3 protein-coding genes are annotated in these 3,115 nt (G+C 71.8%); 1 reads left to right on the forward strand and 2 read right to left on the reverse strand.

The window, feature by feature from the left end:
- Positions 1-63: 63 nt before the first annotated feature.
- Both ACFW2Y_RS35325 and ACFW2Y_RS35330 read right to left on the reverse strand, forming a co-directional pair.
- Entirely contained in the window at positions 64-1,092 is a 1,029-nt protein-coding gene (locus ACFW2Y_RS35325) for a methyltransferase (protein ID WP_384887711.1), read from the reverse strand.
- A gap of 80 nt (positions 1,093-1,172) precedes the next feature.
- A complete protein-coding gene (locus ACFW2Y_RS35330) occupies positions 1,173-2,237 on the reverse strand; it encodes a nitrous oxide reductase family maturation protein NosD (RefSeq protein WP_384887713.1) in 1,065 nt (354 codons plus the stop codon).
- Between the two features lie 320 nt (positions 2,238-2,557).
- Here ACFW2Y_RS35330 and ACFW2Y_RS35335 point away from each other — a divergent pair, with 320 nt between their 5' ends.
- Positions 2,558-3,088, forward strand: coding sequence for a sortase (locus tag ACFW2Y_RS35335; protein ID WP_384887716.1), 531 nt, complete (start codon positions 2,558-2,560; stop codon positions 3,086-3,088).
- Positions 3,089-3,115: the final 27 nt, after the last annotated feature.

Consider the following 3,115-nt stretch of genomic DNA (forward strand, 5'->3'; position numbering starts at 1 on the left):
AGGCCGCCCGTCCCGCGACAGACGCGGAGCGGGCGGCCTCGGGTTTCACCGGGCCCTGCTCGATCAGCCGGGCACGGTGCACTCGAAGGCGTGGAGGTAGGCGTTGACCGGGCGGATCTCGTCGATGACGAGGCCCGCCCCCGTCAGCCGGTCCACCATGCTCTGCCGGGTGTGCTTCGCACCGCCGACGTTGAGCAGGAGCAGCAGGTCCATCGCTGTGGTGAAGCGCATCGAGGGAGTGTCGTCCACGAGGTTCTCGATGACGATGACCCTGGCCCCGGGCCGAGCGACCCCGCGGATGTTCGCCAAGGTCCGGCGGGTGCTTTCGTCGTCCCACTCCAGGATGTTCTTGATGACGTAGACGTCGGCCCGGACCGGAATGTCCTCGCGGCAGTCCCCGGGCTCGATGCGCACCCGGGAGGACAGGGTGCCGCCTTCCCGCAGCCGTGGATCGGCGTTCGCCACCACCGCCGGGAGGTCGAGCAGGGTGCCGTGCAGTTCGGGGTGCTTCTCCAGCAGGCTCGCCAGGACGTGTCCCTGACCGCCGCCGATGTCCGCGACCGAGGACGCGCCGCGCAGGTCGAGCAGTTCGGCGACGTCCTGCGCCGACTGCCGGCTCGACGTCGTCATGGCCCGGTTGAACACGTGGGCGGACTCGGGTGCCTCCTCGTTGAGGTACGAGAAGAACTCGCGGTCGTACACGTCCTCGAAGACGTTGCGGCCGGAGCGCACCGCCTCGTCGAGCTTGGGCCAGACGTCCCAGGTCCAGGGCTCGGTGCACCACAGCGCGATGTAGCGCAGGCTGTGCGGATCGTCCTCGCGCAGCAGGCGGGACATCTCGGTGTGCGCGAAGGAGCCGTCGGGCTGCTCGGCGAAGATGCCCTGGCAGGAGAGGGCGCGCAGCAGCCGGCGCAGGGTGTGGGGTTCGGTCTTCACCGCGGTCGCGAGGTCCTCCGCCGCCATGGGCGCGTCGCCGAGGGCGTCGGCCACGCCCAGGCGGGCCGCCGCGCGCACGGCGGCGGCCGTTGCCGCGCCGAAGACGAGTTCGCGCAGTCGCATGGGAGGCGGGGGGACGGAATCGACGGTCGTCATCTGTTCGCCTTGCCTTTGCTGTCGTGCCGCACGGGCCGTTTCGCCGTACGGGTGGGGGAGGGAAGCGCCGGGGCCTCGGGTCAGCACAGACCCGCGGGCTCGGAGACGCCGCAGGTGTTGCCGCGGAAGGTGTTGCCCGTGCCGGCGTCCCGGTTGGCCAGGTCGGCGCCGCCGTTGCGCAGCACCGTGTTGTCGCGGATCTCGTTGCGCTCGTTGTGGACGCCCACGAAGCTCTTGAAGAGCACGATGCCGCCGGACAGCGGCGAGGCGCCCACGTTGTCCACGACCCGGTTGTGGGCGACGAGGGTTTCCTCGGCGCCGGTGAGGACGATGCCCGAGCCCTGGAGGAAGGGCAGACGGGGGGTCTTGGGGCACAGCTTGTTGTTGTCGTGGACGTGGTTCCAGCGCAAGCGCATGGCTCCGGCGCGCGGTGCGGACTCGTCGCCCACCACGAACACGGCGGCACAGTTGCCCGTCGCCTCGTTGCGGTCGACGGTCAGGTTGCGCACGCGCCGCACCGTGATCCCGATCCGGTTGCCGGACACCCGGTTGTGACTGATGACCGTGCCCCCGGTGTCGGTGGCGCCGGCCTCTTCGGAGACGGTGTTGGCCACGAACAGGCCGGCGTCCCCGTTGTTGCGGGCGGTGTTGTGCCGTAGCACGCTGCGCACGGACCGCTCCTGGGCGATGCCCCAGGTGCCGTTGGACTCGGCGGTCACCCGCTGCACCTCCAGGCGATCGGTCCACCGGGCCCACAGGCCGTTCTTGGCGAAGCCCCTGAGGGTCAGCGAGCGCACCCGCACGCCTTCGACGGGACGCTCCTCGCTGCCGGTCACGCAGATTCCGTTGCCCGCCTCGGCGCACGGGTCGTCGCCGGGGCTGACGGCGGGCACGATGACGGTGGGAAAGACGGTCGAACCACGCAGCGTCAGGTGCGAGGTGGTGATGCGGACGCTTTCGCGGTAGGTGCCGGGGGAGAGGACGATGGTGTCGCCGGGGCGCGCGGCGTCCACGGCCTTCTGGATCGATTCACCGGGTTTCACCCGGTGCACCGACGAACTGGCGGACGCGGGTACGGCGGCGCCGACCCCCGTGGCCGCCAGCGTCGCGGTGCACGCCAGGAGGGCGATCTGTCGTTTCGTCATATGGCGAAGCTATGAGGGCGTGTTCCGGCCCGCCACCGCTGATCCCCCGGGTGGGCAGGGGCCGACCGGGCCCTTCTCGACCCCACTTCCTTTGCGCGCGGACGGCCGGATCACCCTCGGGGTGGCGTCCCGTCGCGGTGACCTGCGGTGACGGGGCGAGTGGCGGAGCGTGCCGCCGCGGCCGTGGGGCCGACCGGCGGGCGCCCGAACGTGCGCCCCGTGTTGCGGCGCTGAGGGACCGGCCTTTGCCTCGTGCACGGAGCACAGCACAGGTGCCGTGCGAAGAAGCCGGCCGGAAAGCTCCACCGAAGGAGAGAAGCATGCGTCGCGCCCGTACCGGTCTCCAGGTCACCCTGATCGTCGGTGCCGTCGTCCTGTCCGCCCCCGCGGCCCTCGCCGCCCCGGGGGGACCCTCCGGGGACGTCCGCGTCACCCCGCGGCACGCAACCCCCGGCACCACCGTCACCGTCCGTACGACCGCTTGTGGAAAGGAGACCTACGGGAAGGGCGAATCCGAGGTCGGAGGCAAGTTCCACCTGTTCCAGGGCGACCGCCCCGGTGTCCTGGTGGGCGAGTTCCAGGTCCCCGACGATGCCGCGTCCGGGATGGACACGGTGACCCTGAAGTGTCCGCCGCGGATCAAGCAGACCGTCACCTACCGCATCTCCGGACTGCCGAACGGCGCCGTCGAGGCCGGCTTCGGCTGGGCCGCGGAGGCCGCGGGGGAGACCGGTGCGGGCGCCGCGAGCACGGGGATCGTCCTGGGGGGCACGGCCCTGATCGGCGGAGCCGTTGCGGTCGGGGCGGTCCGGATGCGCCGGCGCTCTCCTGGAGGCCGTACGGCGGAGTGACGGACGGCGGCCGGGGCGGTCACGGCG

The organism is Streptomyces sp. NPDC058877, from assembly GCF_042742855.1.
Lineage (GTDB): Bacteria > Actinomycetota > Actinomycetes > Streptomycetales > Streptomycetaceae > Streptomyces.